Annotated in this window: 11 protein-coding genes and 1 pseudogene; 4 read left to right on the plus strand and 8 right to left on the minus strand. The window is 74.8% G+C overall.

Annotated elements, in window-relative coordinates:
- Nucleotides 1-12 precede the first annotated feature (12 nt).
- From LUZ64_RS25645 to LUZ64_RS25665, 5 genes and pseudogenes are all read right to left on the minus strand, one after another.
- A complete protein-coding gene (locus LUZ64_RS25645) occupies nt 13-1,374 on the minus strand; it encodes a nitrate/nitrite transporter (protein WP_232398835.1) in 1,362 nt (453 codons plus the stop codon).
- Nucleotides 1,375-1,428: 54 nt separating this feature from the next.
- A pseudogene (nirD, locus tag LUZ64_RS25650) lies at nt 1,429-1,755 on the minus strand (nitrite reductase small subunit NirD); the annotation flags it as partial.
- Nucleotides 1,752-4,316, minus strand: a complete 2,565-nt coding sequence (gene nirB, locus LUZ64_RS25655) for a nitrite reductase large subunit NirB (RefSeq protein ID WP_095581776.1) — start codon at nt 4,314-4,316, stop codon at nt 1,752-1,754. The pseudogene nirD and the gene nirB, both read right to left, overlap by 4 nt.
- On the minus strand, nt 4,313-5,554 hold the full coding sequence (locus LUZ64_RS25660; protein WP_267897179.1) for an NAD(P)/FAD-dependent oxidoreductase: 1,242 nt from the start codon (nt 5,552-5,554) through the stop codon (nt 4,313-4,315). The genes nirB and LUZ64_RS25660 overlap by 4 nt, the downstream gene beginning before the upstream one ends.
- Nucleotides 5,551-7,647: a molybdopterin oxidoreductase family protein gene (locus tag LUZ64_RS25665; RefSeq protein WP_211305043.1), complete on the minus strand. Its 2,097-nt coding sequence runs from the start codon at nt 7,645-7,647 to the stop codon at nt 5,551-5,553. Before LUZ64_RS25665 ends, LUZ64_RS25660 begins: the two co-directional genes overlap by 4 nt.
- A 192-nt stretch (nt 7,648-7,839) precedes the next feature.
- On the opposite strand from LUZ64_RS25665, the gene LUZ64_RS25670 reads away from it, so the two are divergent.
- A complete protein-coding gene (locus tag LUZ64_RS25670; protein WP_095581775.1) occupies nt 7,840-8,973 on the plus strand; it encodes a uroporphyrinogen-III synthase in 1,134 nt (377 codons plus the stop codon).
- A 289-nt stretch (nt 8,974-9,262) separates the two neighbouring features.
- Here LUZ64_RS25670 and LUZ64_RS25675 read toward each other — a convergent pair whose 3' ends face one another.
- Nucleotides 9,263-11,398, minus strand: coding sequence for a hypothetical protein (locus LUZ64_RS25675; RefSeq protein WP_232398813.1), 2,136 nt, complete (start codon nt 11,396-11,398; stop codon nt 9,263-9,265).
- Nucleotides 11,399-11,664: 266 nt separating this feature from the next.
- Here LUZ64_RS25675 and LUZ64_RS25680 point away from each other — a divergent pair, with 266 nt between their 5' ends.
- From LUZ64_RS25680 to LUZ64_RS25690, 3 genes are all read left to right on the plus strand, one after another.
- Nucleotides 11,665-12,648 (plus strand): hypothetical protein, encoded by a 984-nt coding sequence (locus tag LUZ64_RS25680; protein ID WP_095581773.1) that lies wholly within the window; start codon nt 11,665-11,667, stop codon nt 12,646-12,648.
- Nucleotides 12,649-12,763: 115 nt separating this feature from the next.
- Nucleotides 12,764-13,486, plus strand: a complete 723-nt coding sequence (locus tag LUZ64_RS25685; protein ID WP_232398815.1) for a VC0807 family protein — start codon at nt 12,764-12,766, stop codon at nt 13,484-13,486.
- Nucleotides 13,487-13,505: 19 nt separating this feature from the next.
- Nucleotides 13,506-14,678, plus strand: coding sequence for an aromatic ring-hydroxylating oxygenase subunit alpha (locus LUZ64_RS25690; RefSeq protein ID WP_095581772.1), 1,173 nt, complete (start codon nt 13,506-13,508; stop codon nt 14,676-14,678).
- Nucleotides 14,679-14,821: 143 nt separating this feature from the next.
- Here LUZ64_RS25690 and fabG read toward each other — a convergent pair whose 3' ends face one another.
- Entirely contained in the window at nt 14,822-15,607 is a 786-nt protein-coding gene (fabG, locus tag LUZ64_RS25695) for a 3-oxoacyl-ACP reductase FabG (protein ID WP_232398817.1), read from the minus strand.
- Entirely contained in the window at nt 15,604-15,876 is a 273-nt protein-coding gene (locus tag LUZ64_RS25700; protein ID WP_095581826.1) for an acyl carrier protein, read from the minus strand. The genes fabG and LUZ64_RS25700 overlap by 4 nt, the downstream gene beginning before the upstream one ends.
- Between the last annotated feature and the right edge of the window lie 78 nt (nt 15,877-15,954).

Consider the following 15,954-nt stretch of genomic DNA (forward strand, 5'->3'; position numbering starts at 1 on the left):
GGAACCCAACCGTCACACCCCCGGCAGCCGACGGTCCGACGGCCGCAGATAGACCGCCCACGTCAGCACCAGGCAGACCGCGTACGCGGCGAGGAAGGCCAGGTACGCCGCCTCGCCGTCGCCCGAGACCAGGAAGGACTGGCGGAAGGCGATGTTGACGAGCACCCCGCCGAAGGCGCCGATCGCGCCCGCGATGCCGATCAGCGCCGAGGCGTGGCGCCGCGACCGCTGCTCGGCCGCCTCCGGGTCCGCGCCGGACACCACCTCCGCCCGCGCCTTGGCACGGAAGATCGCCGGAATCATCTTGTACGTCGAGCCGTTGCCGATGCCGCTGAGGACGAACAGCGCCACGAAGCCGGTGACGAACAGCGGCAGCGAGCCCTGGCGCGACGCGGCCAGGACCGCCGCCGCGCCCGCGGCCATCGCCGCGTAGATCCACACCGTCACCCGCGCCCCGCCCCAGCGGTCGGCCATCAGCCCGCCGACCGGGCGCACCAGCGAGCCGAGCAGCGGCCCGAGGAAGGTGACGCCCGCGGCCTTCACCGGGGTGTCGAAGTGGTCGTGGAACTGCACCTGGAGCACCTGCCCGAAGGCGAAGCCGAAGCCGATGAACGAGCCGAACGTACCGATGTAGAGCACCGAGACGATCCAGGTGTGCGGCTCCCGGCAGACGTCGCGCATGGCCCGCCTGTCGTTGCGCAGCGCGGTGAGGTTGTCCATCCGCAGCGCCGCGGCCAGGGCCGCGAGGGCGATCAGCGGGATGTAGACGAGCGGCAGCAGCCGCGGGCTGCCCGTGCCCGCCACGGCCATCAGCAGCAGGCCGACGAGCTGCACCGCCGGGACCCCGAGATTGCCGCCGCCGGCGTTGAGGCCGAGCGCCCAGCCCTTCAGGCGCTGCGGGTAGAACGCGTTGATGTTCGCCATCGAGGAGGCGAAGTTGCCGCCGCCCACCCCCGCGACGCACGCGACCGCCAGGAGCGTGCCGTAGGAGACGCCCGGTTCGAGCACGACCCCGGCCAGGACGGTGGGGACCAGCAGCAGGAGCGCGCTGACGACCGTCCAGTTCCGGCCGCCGAACACGGCCACCGCGAAGGTGTACGGCAGCCGCAGGACCGCGCCCAGGGCCGTCGGCAGCGCCGTGAGCAGGAACTTCCCGGCCGCGTCGATGCCGTACTCCGGCCCCAGGAAGAGGACCAGCACCGACCACAGGCTCCACACCGAGAAGCCGATGTGCTCGGAGAGCACGGAGAGGACGAGATTGCGGCGGGCCACACGGGCACCGGTCTCCCGCCAGAAGCCGGGGTCCTCCGGCCGCCAGTCGTCGATGTCGTGCCGCCGGCGCCCGCCCCGCTCCGCCCGCGCGGCCCCGCCCACGTGCGTCTCCGCCCGCCCGTCACCGCCGCCCCCGGCGTCCTCCGCCGCCCTGCGCACAGGCCAGACCGGCACCTCCGCCGCGCTCCCGTCCGGGGCGGTCGGCTCGTCCAGGCAACTGCCCGTCCGCAGGTCGAAGGCCTGCTTGTACATGGGGGAGCACACCACCGGCACGCCGTCCCGGCTGCCGAGGATGCCGCGCGAGAGGACGAACGCCCCGCTGAACGGATCGCGGTTGCCGACGGCGTACACCGCCCCGCCGCGGTCCCGGAACACGGCCACCTGCTCCTCGCCGACCAGCACCGCCACGCCCCGCCCGGGGACGAGCGCCTCCCAGTCGCAGACGGGCCGCCAGCCGCTCCCGTCGTGGATCTCCACGGTCATCGTGTGCGTACCTCCAGCGTGGTGCCGGCGACCACCGGCGGGGCGGGGCGGATCTGGTCCCGCTCGGGGACGAAGCGGACGGTCGGGTCGGGGGTGCCGGGGGCGTTGGCGAAGGAGGCGAAGCGGCGCAGCCGGTCCGGGTCGGCCAGCGTGGCCGCCCACTCGTCCTCGTACGTCTCGATGTGCCGGGTCATCAGCTCGTCCAGGTCGGCGCAGATGCCCAGCACGTCGTCCATGACCACCGCGCGCAGGTGGTCCAGGCCGCCCTCCAGCCGTTCCAGCCAGGGGGCGGTGCGCTCCAGCCGGTCGGCGGTGCGGATGTAGAACATCAGGAACCGGTCGATCGTGCGGAGCAGGGTCTCCCGGTCGAGGTCGGCGGCGAGCAGATCAGCGTGGCGCGGCGACGTGCCGCCGTTGCCGCCGACGTAGAGGTTCCAGCCCGCCGAGGTGGCGATCACCCCGAAGTCCTTGCTCCGCGCCTCGGCGCACTCCCGGGCGCAGCCGGACACGGCGGACTTCAGCTTGTGCGGGGCGCGCAGGCCCCGGTAGCGCAGCTCCAGCTCGATGGCGAGGGCCACCGAGTCCTGCACCCCGAAGCGGCACCAGGTCTCGCCGACGCAGGACTTCACGGTGCGCAGGGCCTTGCCGTAGGCGTGTCCGGACTCGAAGCCGGCGTCCACCAGGCGCTTCCAGATCAGCGGCAGTTCGTCCACCCGGGCGCCGAAGAGGTCGATCCGCTGACCGCCGGTGATCTTGGTGTAGAGCCGGAAGTCACGGGCGATCTCGCCGATGACGATCAGTCCCTCGGGGCTGATCTCGCCACCGGGCACCCGGGGCACCACCGAGTACGAGCCGTTGCGCTGGAGGTTGGCCAGGAAGTGGTCGTTGGTGTCCTGGAGGGCGGCCTGCTCACCGTCCAGGATGTGGCCGTTGCCGAGGCTCGCCAGGATCGAGGCGACGACGGGCTTGCAGACGTCGCAGCCCTCGCCGGTGCCGTGCTCGTCGATCAGCCGGGAGAAGCCGGTGATGCCCTTCACCCGGACGATCTCGTACAGCTCGGCGCGGGTGAGCGCGAAGTGCTCGCACAGCCCCCGGGCGCTCTCCACGCCACCGGCCGCCAGCTCCTCGGTGACCACGGTCTTCAGCAGCCCCACGCAACTGCCGCAGCCCGTGCCCGCCCTGGTGCACTTCTTGACCTCCGGGACGGACGTACATCCCCGGTCCCGCACGGCCGCCCTGACCTCGCCCTTGCTCACGTGGTGGCAGGAGCACACGACCGCCTCGTCGGGCAGCGTCACCGGGCCGGCCGGGGCGCCGGCCGACGGGGGCAGCACCAGCCGCTCCGGCGGTGTGGTCAGCGGGGTGCCGCTGACGGCCAGCGGGCGCAGCGTCCCGTACGCCTCGGTGTCGCCGACCAGCACCCCGCCGAGCAGGGCGCCGTCGGCACCGATCACCAGCTTCTTGTACACGCCCTCCCGGCTGCTGGAGTACAGGACGTCGAGGGCGCCCTCGGTGGTGCCGTGCGCGTCGCCGAAGCTGGCCACGTCCACGCCCAGCAGCTTGAGCTTGGTGGAGGTGTCGGCCCCGGTGAAGGAGCCCGCCGCGCCGGTGAGTTCGCGCGCGGCGGCCTCGGCCATGGCATAACCGGGGGCGACGAGTCCGTACACCCGGCCGTCGGCCGCCAGCGCGCACTCGCCGATGGCCAGGACGGCGGGGTCGGCGGTGCGGCACCGCTCGTCGACGACGATCCCGCCGCGCTCGCCCACGGGCAGCCCGCAGGCGCGGGCCAGTTCGTCGCGCGGCCGCACCCCCGCGGAGAACACCACCATGCCGGCGCTGAGTTCCGTGCCGTCGGACAGCGTCAGCCCGCGCACCCGGCCGTCGTCGCCGGTGTCGATCCGCTGGGCGCCCGCGCCGGTGTGCACCACGACGCCCAGCTCCTCGATCTTGCGGCGCAGGACCGCGCCGCCGCCCTCGTCCACCTGGAGGGCCATCAGCCGGGGGGCGAACTCCACCACATGGGTCTCCAGCCCCATGGCCCGCAGCGCGCCGGCCGCCTCCAGCCCGAGCAGCCCGCCGCCGATGACGACGCCCACCCGGGCGCCGCCGGCGTCGGCCCGGATCGCCTCCAGGTCCTCCAGGGTCCGGTAGACGTGCGTGCCGGGGGCGTCGTGCCCCGGGACGGGCGGCACGAAGGCGTACGAGCCGGTGGCCAGTACGAGCGCGTCGTAGGGGAGCCGCTCCCCGGCGGCGGTGGTGACCGTCCGGGCGTCCCGGTCGACGGCGGTGGCCGGTTCGGCGAGCCGCAGCTCGATGCCGTTCCCGGCCATGAACCCCTCGGGGCACAGGGAGAGCTCCTCGGCGGAGGCCCCCGAGAACCACGAGGTCAGCCGGACGCGGTCGTAGGCGGGCCGGGGCTCCTCGGCGAGCACGGTCACCCGCCATCCGGCGGTGCCGACCGGGCCCGTCCGGCCCGCCTCGCCGGCCCGTTCGGCCAGGGCTTCCAGGAAACGCTGGCCGACCATGCCGTGGCCGACCAGGACCAGCTCCTTCGTCGTCATCGGGACGCTCCTCGGGTGATCAGCAGGGAAAGGGGGTCCACGGGCAGCGGGTCGTCCCGCTCGTAGGCCCGGGAGAGGGCGCAGGCCGCGGCCGGGTCGCCCAGGAGGATGCCGCCGACGAGCCGGTCGCCGCGCAGCACGAGCTTCCGGTACGCGCCACGGGTGGCGTCGGCCAGCCGGAGCACGTCGAGCCCCGGGCCCTCGCCGCCGGTCTCGCCGAACGCCGCGTACTCCAGGGGGCCCGCCGTCAGCCGCGCCAGCGGGCGCGAACCGCTGTACACCGCGCCCGGAGCGGCGCCGGAGAGCCGCGCCGCCAGGACGTCGGCCTGGTCCCAGGCGGCGAGGGCCGTGCCGTACGCGGTGCCCCGGTGCTCGGCGCAGTCGCCGACCGCGTACACGCCGGGCGCGCAGGCCAGGGTGTCGTCGACGACGATCCCGGTGCGGACCGGGAGGCCGGCCGCGCGGGCGAGCCCGGTGCGCGGCCGCACCCCGCAGGCCAGCACCACCAGGTCGGCGTCCAGCACCCGGCCGGAGGCCAGTTCCACGCCGGTGACCCGGCCGGTGCCGCGCAGGGCGCGGGCCCGGCTGCCGGCGCTGACCGCGACGCCCAGCGCGGCGAGCCCGTGCCGCAGCAGCGCGGCGGCCTGCGCGTCGAGGTGCCGTTCGGCCAGGTGCGGCGCCTGGTGGACGATCTCCACGGGCAGCCCGCCCGGGCCCCGGCCCGGCACCGCCAGCGCACGGGCCGCGCTCACCCCGAGCACCCCGCCGCCGATGACGACGGCGCGTTCCGCGGCCGCCGCGGCCGCGGCCAGCCGGCGGCAGTCGCCGAGGGTGCGGAAGACGTGCACCCCTTCCCGCGGGGAGCCGTCCGGCCCGTACAGGCCGCGCACCGGGGGCAGCACCGGCTCGGCCCCGGTGGCCAGCAGCAGCGCGTCGTACGCGGCGCTCGTGCCGTCCGCCAGGCGCAGGACGCGGGCGCCCGGGTCCACGGCGGTGACCTCACGGCCGGTGCGGGCGACCGCCGTCCCATAGGGCAGGGTGAGCGACTCCGCGCCGTACCGCCCGGTGAGCACGTCCGCCAGCAGCACCCTGTTGTACGGGGCGGCCGGCTCGGCACCGTAGAGGGTCACCTCGCCCCGGCCGCCCAGGGCGTGGAACCGCTCGGCGAAGCGGGCGGCCGCCATGCCCGCGCCCACCACGGCGACGGCGCCCCCGGAGGGGGTACGGGCGGCCCTCACCGGTCCGCCTCCGCGGCGGCGCGCTCCACGCGCACCGCGCACACCTTGAACTCGGGCATCCCCGACACCGGGTCGAGGGCCGGGTTGGTGACCGAGTTGGCCCGCCCCTCGCCGCCCCAGTGGAACGGCATGAAGACCGTGTCCGGCCGGATCGCGTCGGTCACCCGGGCCGGGGCCACCGCACGCCCGCGCCGGCTGCTGACGGCCAGCAGCTGTCCCTCGGCCACCCCGAGACGCCCGGCGAGAGCGGGGTGCAGCTCCACGAACGGGCCGGGCGCGGCCCTGTTGAGCTCCTCGACGCGGCGGGTCTGCGCCCCGCTCTGGTACTGCCCCACCACCCGGCCCGTCGTCAGGAACAGCGGGAATTCGGCGTCCGGTTCCTCCGCCGCCGGGCGGTGCGACACGGCCGCGAACCGCGCCCGGCCGTCGGGGGTGGCGAAGCGGTCCAGGAACATCCGGGGCGTCCCCGGGTGCGCCTCGTCCGGGCAGGGCCAGAACACCCCGTCCTCGGCCCCGATCCGCGCGTAGCTGATGCCCGCGTAGTCCGCCGGGCCGCCCGCAGAGGCCCGGCGCAGCTCCTCGAAGACCTCCTCCGGGTCCGCCGGGAAGCCCTTGGGCACCCCCAGCCGGCCGGCCAGGCCGCTCAGTACGGCGAGGTCGTCGCGGACACCCGGCGGCGCGTCGACGGCCCTTCGGCGCAGGAGCACCCGGCCCTCCAGGTTGGTGAGGGTGCCGGTCTCCTCCGCCCACTGGGCGGACGGCAGGACGACGTCGGCCAGCCGGGCGGTCTCGGAGAGCACGGGGTCGGCGACCACGAGGAAGTCCAGCGCCCGCAGCCGCTCGGTCACATGGGCCGCGCGGGGCGCGGACACCACGGGGTTGGAGCCCATCACCAGCAGGGCCCGCACCCCGTCCGCCCGGCCGAGGGCGTCCAGCAGCTCGTACGCCGACCGTCCGGGCCCCGGCAGGCAGGCGGGGTCCACGCCCCACACCGCGGCCACGTGCGCCCGGGCCGCCGGGTCCTCGATCGAGCGGTAGCCGGGCAGCTGGTCGGCCTTCTGGCCGTGCTCGCGCCCGCCCTGGCCGTTGCCCTGACCGGTGAGGCAGCCGTAACCGGACAGCGGACGCCCCGCCCTGCCGGTCGCCAGGCACAGGTTGATCCACGCGCCGACGGTGTCCGTGCCCTTGCTGTGCTGCTCGGGGCCCCGGGCCGTCAGCACCATGCCCTCCGGGGCGGAGGTGAACATCTCCACGGCCGCGGCCAGTGTCGCCGCCGGCACCCCCGTCAGCCGTTCCACCCGCTCCGGCCAGTGCGCCATCGCCGCGGCACGGGCCGCCTCGAAGCCCGTCGTGCGCCGGGCGATGAAGTCCTCGTCCAGGTGCCCGTCCGCGACGACCAGGTGCAACAGCCCCAGGGCGAGCGCCAGATCACCGCCCGGCAGCGGCTGGAGGTGCAGATCGGCCAGCTCGGCCGTCCGGGTGCGGCGCGGGTCGACGACGATCAGCCGGCCGCCGTTCTCCCGCAGCTCACGGAAGTAGCGCAGCGCCGGCGGCATCGTCTCGGCCGGGTTCGAGCCGACCAGGATCACACAGCCCGTGCGGCTGATGTCCGCCATCGGGAAGGGCAGCCCCCGGTCGATGCCGAAGGCCCGCCGGTGCGCGGCCGCCGCGGACGACATACAGAACCGGCCGTTGTAGTCGACGCTCGCCGTCCGCAGCGCCACCCGGGCGAACTTGCCCAGCAGATACGCCTTCTCGTTCGTCAGCCCGCCCCCGCCGAACACCCCCACCGCGTCCCGCCCGTAACGTTCCCGTGCGGCGGACATGCCCGCGACGGTCCGGTCCAGCGCCTCGTCCCAGGAGGCGGGCCGCAGCTCACCGCCCCGCACGTCGCGCACCAGGGGCTCCGTCAGCCGCACGGCCGGCCGCAGCACCGCCGCGGCCGTCCGCCCCTTGCCGCACAGCGCCCCCAGGTTCACCGGGAACTCCGGCCGTTCCAGCACCTCGACCGGGGCCGCGCCGGTGTCCGCGGTGCGCAGCCGCATCCCGCACTGGAGCGAGCAGTACGGGCAGTGGGTGTCGGTCGTCGTCATGTCCAAGAGCGTCGCCGCCGCCCGTGTCGTGGCCGATTCGGCGGTGTTGCCGGCACGGAACACGCCGCTCACACACCGGTCCGGCGGCCGTGGGCGGTACGACATCCTTCGTAACGCCGGCCGGGGTTCCGCTAACCCTCGTGTGACGGGGGCGCAACGAGGCCGAAACCGTACGGGCGGACGATGCCGTGCATGGGAACAGGCGCCACCACCGCAGAGGCCGGTCCACTGGCGGGCTTCGTGATCGGGGTGACCGCCGACCGGCGCCGCGACGAACTGACGGCACTCCTCGAACGCCGGGGAGCCCGGGTGACCGGGGCTCCCGCCATGCGGATCGTGCCCATCGAGGACGACGTGGCGCTGCGCCGCGCCACCGAGGCGTGCCTCACGCGGCCGCTCGACTACGTGGTGGCGACGACCGGCGTCGGCTGGCGCGGCTGGATGAGCGCCGCCGAGGGCTGGGGGCACGGCACCCGCCTGGCCGAGCTGTGCCGGGCCGCGACGGTGCTCAGCAGGGGGCCCAAGGCCACCGGCGCCGTACGCGCCAGCGGACTCGCGGAGACGTACTCGCCCCGCACCGAGGGCTGTGACGAACTGCTGGCCTGGATGCTCGCCCGGGGCGTGCGCGGCCGCCGGATAGCGGTGCAGGAGCACGGCGCGCCCGCCGACGGCTTCGCCGCCGCGCTCCGCGACCACGGCGCCCAGGTGATCGAGGTACGGGTCTACCGGTGGGCGCCCCCACCGGACCCCGAGGGGGTGCGCCGCCTGGCCGAGCAGACGGCCCGCCGCGAGGTGCACGCCCTGACCTTCACCAGCGCGCCGGCGATCGGCTATTTCCTGGAGGCCGCGCGGACGGCGGGCCTGCGCGACGAGGTGCTCGCCGCGCTGCGCGGGGACGTGGTGCCGGTGTGCGTCGGGCCCCTGTGCGCCCGGCCGCTGGAGGACCTCGGGGTAGCGGCCGTCCGGCCGGAGCGCGGCAGGCTCGGCGCCCTGGTCCGCACGCTCACCGAGACCCTGCCCGCCCGTGGCCGGCGGGAACTGCGGGCCGGCGGCCGGGACATGGCACTCCAGGGCAGCGCGCTCCTGGTCGGGGGCGAGAGCATCTGGCTGCCGCCGGTGCCGGCGGCGCTGCTGCGCGCCCTGGCCGAGCGGCCCGGCCGGGTGCTCAGCCGCCCCGACCTGCTGCGCCGGGTGTGGGCGGACCCGCCGCCGGACGAGCACGCCGTCGAGGCGGCCGTGGCCAGGCTGCGGCAGGGGCTCGGCGCGTACGCGGGTCTCGTCCGCACGGTCCCGAAGCGGGGGTACCGGCTGGCGGTGGACGGCTGAGACGGGCCGGAGCGCCGGTACGGGGCTGAGGCCGGCCGCCCGCGCGATCACGGCGCGCGGGCGGCCGGCCCGTTCACGGGGACACCCGCCCGGAGGCGGCGGGCCGGCCCGCCGGGGGTGTGGGAACCGGCCCGCCTTCCGGAACGCCCGTCACGCGCGAGGGTGTGCCGGGCGTACGGGGTGCCTCGGGCGCGCGGGGGCGCCGGGGCGGTCACGCTCTCGGGTGCTCAAGTGCTCAAGGTGCTTCACACGCTTCATGTGCTCAGGGTGTTCCGGTCGTCCTTCGTGCTCATGTGCCGAACTCCGCGGTCAGTTCCGCCCGGGTCGCCTCCAGCCGGCCGTGCACGGCGTCCACCACGTGCGGCCGGTACGCCGTCGCGGAGAAGTGCCGCACGGCCCGGTCGAGCACGGCGCCCGCCCGGTCGAGGTCGCCGAGGCGGGCGTGGGCGCGGGCGAGGCGCCGCATCACGAGGTCGAGGGTGATGTCGTCGACGCCGCGGCCCCGCAGGGAGTCCTCGGCCACCGACGACAGCTGCCGTACGCCCTCCCCGGCGTCGGCGGGGCGCACCGTCAGCCCGGCCCCGCCGGGGGCGATGCTCTTGAACTCGCTCTCCGCGTTGAGCCCCTTCACCAACCGGGCGTGGACGGCCAGCCGGTGCCGCGGATAGCGCTCGACGACCTCGTCGAACGCGTCGTTGCCGGCCCGCAGCGAGGGCGCGTCGGAACCGCGGAGCGCGAGGAGCGCGCCCTGTTCCTCTCCCGTCATCAGCTCGGCGACGTGCTCGTCGGCCTCGGACAGCGGGTGCCTGACGACGATCCGCAGGGCGGGCGACACGACGCGGGAGCCGTCCGAGGCGACGTAGCGGGCGCGCAGCAGGTACGTGCCCGGCTGCGCGAAGTGGTGCCCGTCCTGGCCGTAGCCGATGTACGCGCTGGTGTGGACCGAGGGCCGGTCCGCGTCGAGGCGGACCGTACGGCGCTCGTCGACGCAACGCCGCAGCAGCGGGCGGTGGAGCACGGTCCGCCCGGAGGGCTGCCGGATGAGGACGTCCGTCATGTCGTCGTCCGGGTGGAGGAAGGCGTGCGTGGAGCGGCCGCGCGGATCGGTCGTGGCGAGCGCGAGCTCCACGACGACCGGCTCGCCGTACGCGAAGGCGCTGCGCGCCCGCAGGGTCAGCCGCAGCCCCGACCCGTCGGCCAGGGGCGGTGCGAAGAGCTCGGCGTCGGCGGACCCCGTGCGGAAGGGGCTCGCCCCCATGGCCACGTTCCGGTAGAACCCGTGCCGCAGGTGCAGGATTTCGTCCGGGGTGAAACGGAAGGGGAAAGCCGCCCAATAGGCGGCGGTGCCGGAAGGGCCGCCGGAGCCGGGGTCGTAGTTCTGCGGGTAGTTCATCCAGGAGAGGTCTCCCAGGCCGCTGTTCGGGCCGAGCGGCGCCGGTGGGCGGGCGAGGTTCTTCTGCCAGGAGTGCAGCAGGTTGAAGGAATGGCCGAGCTCGTGGACATACGTGCGCAGCTGTGCGCGCCGGGAGGCGGCGTCGGCGCCCTGGATCTGGTCGTGGAACACGGCACAGCCCTGCCGCTGGAAAGCGTCCCGGGCATCGAACATGATGCCGCGCACGCCCGCCATTTCCGCGTAACTCCCGGCCACCAGCAGCCATACCTTCCACTGCGGAGCATTCCGCCACCTGCTGAATTGACTCTGCATCGCGGCGTGGAGTTCCCGGTCGGTCCAGCCGTCGGGGCTGTCGGCTATGACGTTCGCGCCGCCGGAGACCAGCAGCTCGACGCCCGCCTCCGCGTACGCCCCCGGCACCGTCAGCACGCGCGGCGGGCTGCCGGCCGGCCGCGGCAGGGACCCGGTGTCATACGAAACGAAGGGCGCCTTGCCCGCCACCGAGTCCTGCTCCCACTCGACGGTGCGGAAGAACGGCGACTCGAACGCGCAGGTGAAGGCGGCGCCCGCCTGGCCCGCGGCTCCGGAGAACCGCACCTCCGCGGCGGCCGGCGGCCGGTCGGACGGCACCCGCGGGACGGTCACGCGCACGACCGGGAAGGCCGCCGGGGCGGTGAAGGTCCCCCGGCCCTCGATCACCACCTCGGACGGCGACCGGCTGACCACCGGATCGTGGACGACGAAGGAGCCCGCGTAGGAGGTGGTGGCGCCGCTGGTGCCGAAGAAGTCGCCGCTCACCTTTCCGAGCGGCCGCGCGCCGTCGACGTCCACCCGCAGCTCCAGCCGCTGGTTCCCGGAGCCGCCGCGGTAGCGGCCGTGCACGGGGTGCGGGGCGGCCTCCGGGGTCCCGGGGGACGCGCCCGGCTCCTCGGCCCCACCGGTCGGCGGAGAATCGGAGAATTCTGTTCCGGATATTGCGGACGCTTTCGGCACCGCCGTGCCGGCGGTGGGGTCTTCCGTGGCCGGTGGCATGCTGGGGATCCCCCGTTCGCCTCGAATGCGCCCGGCGGCGCGCCCTTGTGCAAGGGACATTCCCAGCGGCGCCCACCATGTGTCAATGCATGTTTCTGTTGATTTTTTCGGTACCGGGAGTAGAAATAATTTTCCCCTCGGACCCTGCTTGACCGGCCGGTGGGCCGGGAGTAGAAAGCGAGGTGTTTCGCGGCGGCCGCCACTCTCTTCGGCGGCCGCTGTTCCGCTTTTCTGCCCGACCGGTAAATGCACGAGGGGGAAAATCCATGGGAATCCGTGTGGTCGTCGATATCTTCTCCGGACGCCCGAATCCGTCGTGGGAGATCCATGACGCCGACGAGGTGCGCGAGCTGCTGGAGCTCGTCGCGCGCAACCGGGCCGCCGTCGCCGAGGTGGCCAGCGGCTACACCGGGCTGGGCTTCCGCGGCGTCCAGGTGGAGCTCACCGACGACCTGGACACCGCGGGGCTGCCGCCGAGGTTCGAGCTCGCGGGCGGCGGCGCCCTGGACCCCTACGCCGGCGCCGAGATCGCGGAACGGCTGGTGCGCACCATGCCGGCCGCCGCGGCCGGGTCGGCGGGCCCCCCGGAGACGGGGGACGCCGGGGACGCCACGGGTACCGTCGGCTATCCGGAGGAGTTCCTCGAATCCGTGTGCGAGGAGATCCGGCGTACCGCGCGGCAGGGCGCGGGCGGCGCCACCACCGTCGAGCCCCACGACGAGGACGACGGCAACGGCCCGGTCGAGGCGGAGGGACAGATAGCCTCGCTGGGCGACGGGGCGGCGCTCGCCTGCGCCTACGACGTGACCCCGTTCAACCCGGCCTTCTGGAACAGCCCCGACACCCAGCCGCACAACAACTGCTACAACTTCGCGGTCAACCGGCGGACCAACACCTTCGCCCAGCCCGGTCGCGCCCACGGCTACACCATCCCCGGCACGGTGCGCTGCAACGAGGTGGCCACCGGCGCCCTGCGCGACGGCCTGCGGGTCTGGGGCAACTGCCAGCCGCCCGGCTCGCTGCGCTATGTCCTCGCGCTGGTCACCGGCACCTTCCCGGGCGGCTTCCGCGACTACCACTGGTACCGCCTGCACCCCGGGGGCATCTGGGCCCACAAGCCGGGCGGCACCCCGGCCCGTAACACCGACAACTCCGGCCGCGTCATCACCGACCCGTACACCTGCGACCGCAGGCCGTACGGCGAGTGGTGCGGGCTCTTCCAGTCGCACAACTCCGTCGTGATCCGCTGATCCGGAGGGCTGCCGCCGGCTCATCCGAAGGATGTAGAGAGATGTAGCGCACCGGGCGGGAATCTCGCCCGGTGCGCCGATTTATCCCCTGTCATGCCGATCTACCGTTTTCGGTATGACGACATCGAACGGCTGTGGGGGCCGGGAAGGTCGTACGGCCCGAGGTCACGGCCCCGCGGACGGACCACCGGTCTGGAGGGCGCTGGCCGCCCCCCTCGGCTTCAACGTGGTCCTCCCGCTCGCCGTGTTCTACGGTCTGCGGTCCCAGGGGGTCGGCCGGCTGCCGGCCCTCACCCTCAGCGGCGCGGTCCCGGCCGGGCGGGTGCTCTGGACGCTCGCCCGGCGGCGCGAGGCCGACGGCTTCGACCTCTTCGTGATCGGCATGCTCGCGGTGCGCGTGGTCACCTCGCTGCTCAGCGGAACCCCACGGGTGCTCCTGGTCAAGGACGCGAGCCTGTCGGTGGCCGCCGGGATCTGGATCCTGGGCTCGCTCCTCGCCGCCCGGCCCTTCGCCTTCCAGGTCGCGCAGTACTGGTCCACGCCCGCCGCGGCCGAGGGACGCGAGGCCGCCTGGCACACGTCCCCGGCGCTGCGCGGCGGGCTCACGGCCCTGACGGCGCTGTGGGGCGGTGCCCAGGTGCTCGACTGCGCGATCGGCGTGCTCGTGGCCCTGACCTGCCCGGTGGAGGCCGTGCCCGCGCTCAACCGCGGCAAGGGGCTCGCCCTGCTCGGCCTGGTCGCCGTCGTCACCCTTCTCTACAGCCGCTTCCGCGCACGGCGCTACGGCGTGCCCCTCTTCGGCGCCCGGACGCCCGGGCCGGCCGCGGTCCCACGATGAGAGAGCGAGGTCCCCGGTCATGACGGACGCCACAGATATGACGGGCCATCACCGCGGCACCCCGGTGCCCGCGCTGCTGGAGGAGCTGCGACGGCTCGCCGCGCTGCCCCTCGAACGCGGCGAGACCCTGCCGCCCGAGGCGTACACCTCCCCCGAGTGGTACGGCCGCGAGATCGAGCGGATCTTCCGGAAGGAGTGGCTGTGCGTGGCCCGGGCCGACGAGGTCCCGGAGCCCGGCAGCTACCTCCGGCTGGACGTGCTCGGCACCCCCCTGGTGATCACCCGGGACGAGGGCGGCGAGCTGCACGCCCTCTCCCGGGTGTGCCGCCACCGGTTCATGGACGTCCTGCCACCGGAGAACACCCCCGGCAAGGGCAGCCTGAAGCGGCTCGTCTGCCCGTACCACACCTGGACGTACCGGCTGAACGGCCGCTACGCGGGGCAGCTGGCCGGAGCGCCGCTGATGCACGGCGTCGAGTTCGAGCGGGCCTCCTGCCGGTTGCCGGCGTACCGCCTCGCGGTCTGGAACGGCTTCGTCCTGCTCAGCCTCGACCCCCGGGCGCCCTCGCCCGACGCCGGACTCGCCGGCCTGGACCGGGTCCTGGCCGGCTACGGCCTCGACCGCTGGGAGAGCGTCGTCACCCTCGCCTGGGAGGACGTGCCGGCCAACTGGAAGGTGGCGGTGGAGAACGGTTCGGAGAACTACCACCACATGGGCACCCACGCGGCCACCCTGGAGCCCGTCCTGCCGGGCAAGGACACCCGGGTCGACGCCTGCGACGGGCGCTGGTTCACGATGTTCACCCCCTTCGCCGCCGCCCCCGGCGAGAGGCGGCCGGAGGACGGCGAGGAAGCGCCGGGGCTGCTGATCGCCGGAATCTTCCCGCAGTTCGTGCTGGCGGTCCTGCGCGACAGCGCGGTCTGGATCCGCTGGCTGCCGACCGGCCCGGCCAGCCACGACGCCCGGCTGACCGCGCTGGTGCCGCCCGGTGCGTCGGGCGCGCCCGGCTTCACCGACTCCCTGGAGGAGGTCCGCCGGCAGCTCACACTGATCCAGGAGGAGGACCTGGTCGCGATCCGGGGCGTCCAGCGGGGCCTGAACTCGCGCCCCGCGCCGTCGAACGGGCGCTTCTCCCACCTGGAACGCCCGCTGTGGCAGTTCCAGCGGTACCTGGCGGAACGGCTGCTGTGAACGGGGGCCCCGCCGCCCCTGGGAGATCCGCCCCGAGCCCCGGTTCCTCGGGCACCGGGCAGGCTGGTGTCCAGCCTGCGGCCCCCGGTCCCGGGAAGGGACGGTCAGGGGAAAGCCGTCCCGCCCATGACCCCGCACACCCCCTACCCTCCCAGCCCCCCGTTCACCTCCACCACCTGTCCCGTCACATACCCCGCCCGCGCCGACACCAGGAAGGCCACCACGTCCGCGACCTCCTCCGCCCGCCCCGCCCGCCCCAGCGGTATCCGCTCCAGATGGCGCCGCGTCACCGCCTCCGGCAGCTCCGCCGTCATATCGGTGGCGATCAGGCCGGGGGCGACGACGTTCGCGCGGACGCCGTACCTGCCGCCCTCCTTCGCGAGGGAGCGGGTGAAGCCGATGATCCCGGCCTTCGACGCGGCGTAGTTGGCCTGGGCCGCGTTGCCGTGGAGCCCCGCGACGGACGACAGGGTGACGATCGCGCCCCCGCGCCGCTTCATCATCGGGAAGACGGCCGCGCGGCAGACGTGGTACGTGCCGTGCAGGTTGGTGTCGATCACCTCGTGCCACTCCTGATCGGACATCAGGGGCAGCGGCCGGTCCCGGGTGATGCCCGCCGAGGTGACCACGGCCGCCGGCGGCCCCAGCTCCCGCGCCGCCTCGGCGACGAACGCGCGGGCCCGGCCGGCGTCCGCGACGTCGGCCCGCACGGCCAGGACCCGGGCCCCGGCCGCCTCGGCCGCCTTGACGGTGGCGTCGGCCTCGTCGGAGTGCGCGCGGTAGCAGAAGGCGACGTCGAAGCCGTCCTCGGCCAGCCGCAGGACGACGGCGCGGCCGATGCCCCGGGAGCCGCCCGTCACCAGGGCGGCCGGCCGCCCGGCCGGGTCGCCGGCCCGGCCGTCCGGTGCCGTGCCGGCCCGCGCGCTCATGCGGCGGACCGCCCGCCGACCCGGTCCCGTACCAGCGCGCTCACACGCCGGAACGAGCCGAGTCCGGCGAGCTCCGCGTCGTCGATCCGGATGCCGAAGCGCTCCTCCACGCGGACCGCTATCTCCAGCGAGATCAGCGAGTCGACGTCGAGGTCCTCCTTGAAACGGGCGTCGTCGGTGACCTCCTCCACGGGCAGTTCCAGCGCGCCGGCCACGACGGCCCGGAGCTCCTCGACGTCGAGGACGGGGGACTGGGGCTGTACGGACATGGATGACTCCTCATGCGTCGTCAGGTGTAAGGAAAGCGCTGTCGGAAGAGGTCTGCCGGAAGGGGTCCGCCGGAAGGG

This window comes from Streptomyces albireticuli (assembly GCF_021228125.1).
Lineage (GTDB): Bacteria > Actinomycetota > Actinomycetes > Streptomycetales > Streptomycetaceae > Streptomyces > Streptomyces albireticuli.